This is a genomic window from Mycobacterium sp., from assembly GCF_040509115.1.
GTDB lineage: Bacteria > Actinomycetota > Actinomycetes > Mycobacteriales > Mycobacteriaceae > Mycobacterium.
This window is the reverse complement of the sequence record NZ_JBEVLO010000374.1, coordinates 1-2,803: the sequence shown is the minus strand read 5'-3', so window position 1 is coordinate 2,803 and position 2,803 is coordinate 1. Positions and strand designations below refer to the sequence as shown.

The following is a 2,803-nucleotide window of genomic DNA, read 5'->3' as shown; positions in this document are numbered from 1 at the left end:
CGCCGATCACGTCGATGCGCACCTGTGCCCAGGCGACGTCCTGATCGGCCAGCCAGAGTCCGGCAAGCCGACGCAGCCGTCGGACCTTCTGCGGGGTCACCGCCTCCGCGATCCCGCCGTAGAGGTCGGTGGTGCGGGTCTTCACCTCCACGAACACCACCGCGCGTGCGGCCATGTCGGCGGCGATCACGTCGAGCTCGCCGTACCGGCATCGCCAATTGCGGCCGACCACAGTCAGACCACCAGCGGTCAGATACTCGACCGCGAGTCGTTCACCCAGTGCGCCGATCTGGGCTCGGGTCCACGTTTCCGTCATGGGAACACCGTGCCGCGGACCCATGACAGTTCACCCGTCGCGACCCGCGTTCATCCACAGACGCGAGTTCATCCACAGGCTCAGCAGGCGCCGACCCGAGGCACCAGCCCAATGAACTGCTGTGCGGCCGAACGCATCTGGGTGGCCGAGAAGCCCGATTTCCGCATGGCCTCGAGACCGCGCAGGAAGGTCAGGATCAGCAGCGAGAGCTGCTCGGGGTCGACGGCGGGGTCGACGTCGCCGTCGGCCTGAGCCGCGGCCACCGTGGTGGCCAACAGCGACCGATACCTCTGCAGCGACGACTTCACCCGGCGCGCGACGTCCCTGTCGGTGGACCCAAGTTCCGCGGCGCTCTTGGCCAGCAGACAGCCACGTCGCCCTTCGGCCGGTGTCGTACTGGCCTGGTTGAGAATGTGTCGTGTCAGGCGCTCGTAGGCGGAGCCGGCCGAGGGATCGAGATCGTCGGCGACGCGGATGGTCACGTCGGTGCAGTAGTCGTCGAGCGCCCGAAGGTACAGCGCGTGCTTGTCGCCGAAGGCGCCATAGAGGCTTCCGCGGCCCAGCCCCGTCGCCTCCGTCAGGTCGTCCACCGAGGTGCCCGCGTATCCCGCAGACCAGAACTGGTCGCGGGCCGCCGCGATCACGTCCCCCTCGGTGAACTTCCGCGGTCTCGCCATGGCGCGATGATATCCGTTATTAACCGACCGTTCAAAAACTGCCGCGGTCTGCCGCGCCCGGGCGGCGATGGCGACGCATGCGAGGATGGCCGCATGAATGGCCGACGTGACAGGAGAGCCAACGTCGGCACGCGCCGCCGGTCACGGGTGGCCGGTCTCGCCGTGACCGTCCTCGCCGGCACCACCGCCTGCTCGCCGGGTCACGTCGTCACCACCGACGAAGCGCCCGCCGTCGCCCAGACCAGTGCGGCGGCCCCGACGTCGACGAATCGCCCCACCAACGAGCACCTGGCGAACGCCTTCGACTACTTCGCCGAACCCGAGGGAAGGGCTGGGTACTACTTCACCAGCCCCAGCTCGCGATGGGTGTGCGCCATCTTCCCGCGGGAGAAGGCGGGCTGTCAGGCCGCCACCGGCGCCGCCATTCCGATCGAGGGCGCCCCCGACACCGTTCCCGACGCCGATGGCGACGACACCGCGCCGAACGCCCTCGCACTGCCAAGGACCGGCGATCCGCAGTTCGCCGCAGTCGAGCCGCCGGGCTACGCGCTCGAACCCGGGCCCGCCGTAGTCCTTCCCTTCAACAAGGTGCTCATCGTCGCGGACTTCCAATGCAACGTGCAGGAGGCCACCGGAATCTCCTGCCAGAGCCTGCTGTCGGACAAGGGCTTCACCTTCAGCACCGACGGATTCACTCCGCAGTACACCGATCTGCCGGTGTAGTTCTGCGCGCCGGGCCGGCCGTGCCGCGCACCCGCGAGTTCTGCGCGTGGGCAGTGATCCGGCGACGCGAACGACCCTCCTGCAGATCTCGGCGAAAGGCGGGGAGCCCTACTGCAGCTCCTCGAAAAGCAACGCCAGTTGGGTCGGCGAGATGGCCACTCCGCACTGATTGCGCAAGTCCTTGAGCGGCTGCGCGATTCGCTGTAGATCGAGGAACTCACCGGGGTGACCGATGAAGTAGCCCTGCACCGACGCCCTGGCGTCCGCCGGCGACTGACTCGCGGCAGCGGTCAACACGTCGTCGGCACCGGGGTGCGCATCGAGGTAGGTCCCCGCCTGCGCGAGCACCCCGCTGGAGGTGGCGGCGAAACCACTGGCCTTGCAGGGCGCCGCGGCAGCCTCGGGCGCGAGAGCACCGGCGATGGCGACGCCGACCACGCACACCCCTGCCAGGCGGGCGACTCGTCGGGTGGCGGTGTGGGCACTCGCGGCTAAGGGATTCATGGGGCCTTCCTGGACGTGGTCGGTGCGGTGTCGGATCAGACCGCCATTCAAGAGGACTTTCGTCGCCGACGCGCGCGTTTGCCGGCTATTCGTGTGCCTGCCTGCCGCGCCAGGCCTACCACCTGCGCAAGGCCGCCACCGCGAGCGGACGTCGTCGCCAACGGCCGACGCGTTTTTCAGACCGTGTTGGTGACCGAGCGACGGCGCCCTGCTGGTTGCCGCTTGGCGACTGGCTGGAGCGGCGTTGGCCCTTCACGTTCGCCGCGGCCCTCCTGGCCCTAGGTCTCGCGATGCGTTACGACGTCTGTTGGCGGCATCGAAGTCCGCGACGCTGTGGCAGCGCGCGGCCGTGACGGTGGTGCTCGCAGTCGCCCTCACGCAGTTGGTCACCGTGGCTCGCAGACGCATTCGGCTTCGCGGCGGCAGGCCCGTCAGCCCGTCGACGGTTCCCGCTCGGCGATGAGTCCCTCCTGGACCAGCGTCGCCGCGATCGCGCCGTCGGACCCGACCAGGCTCCCCGTGATCACGCCCCGTCCCCGCGCGGCGGCGGGTGAGCGCGTCTCCAGCAGGTTCCACTGGTCGG

Annotated in this window: 5 protein-coding genes; 1 reads left to right on the top strand and 4 read right to left on the bottom strand. The window is 69.3% G+C overall.

The window, feature by feature from the left end; all coding sequences use genetic code 11:
• Positions 1-316, bottom strand: a 316-nt coding sequence (locus ABW137_RS25865; RefSeq protein ID WP_526404318.1) for a YraN family protein, incomplete at its 3' end; no start/stop codon positions are given.
• Positions 317-396: 80 nt separating this feature from the next.
• Positions 397-993, bottom strand: coding sequence for a TetR/AcrR family transcriptional regulator (locus tag ABW137_RS25860; protein ID WP_526404317.1), 597 nt, complete (start codon positions 991-993; stop codon positions 397-399).
• Between the two features lie 93 nt (positions 994-1,086).
• Here ABW137_RS25860 and ABW137_RS25855 point away from each other — a divergent pair, with 93 nt between their 5' ends.
• Entirely contained in the window at positions 1,087-1,716 is a 630-nt protein-coding gene (locus tag ABW137_RS25855; RefSeq protein ID WP_526404316.1) for a hypothetical protein, read from the top strand.
• Positions 1,717-1,824: 108 nt separating this feature from the next.
• On the opposite strand, the gene ABW137_RS25850 is transcribed toward ABW137_RS25855, so the two are convergent.
• Positions 1,825-2,220 carry a hemophore-related protein gene (locus ABW137_RS25850; protein WP_526404315.1) on the bottom strand — a complete coding sequence of 132 codons (396 nt, stop codon included), beginning with the start codon at positions 2,218-2,220 and terminating at the stop codon, positions 1,825-1,827.
• A 431-nt stretch (positions 2,221-2,651) separates the two neighbouring features.
• A partial coding sequence (locus ABW137_RS25845) for a hotdog family protein (RefSeq protein WP_526404319.1) occupies positions 2,652-2,803 on the bottom strand: 152 nt, incomplete at its 5' end.

Excerpts from the sequence above, each read along its gene's own strand:
- ABW137_RS25860 (WP_526404317.1), bottom strand. The coding sequence starts at position 993 with ATGGCGAGACCGCGGAAGTTCACCGAGGGGGACGTGATCGCGGCGGCC.
- ABW137_RS25855 (WP_526404316.1), top strand. The coding sequence starts at position 1,087 with ATGAATGGCCGACGTGACAGGAGAGCCAACGTCGGCACGCGCCGCCGG.
- ABW137_RS25850 (WP_526404315.1), bottom strand. The coding sequence starts at position 2,220 with ATGAATCCCTTAGCCGCGAGTGCCCACACCGCCACCCGACGAGTCGCC.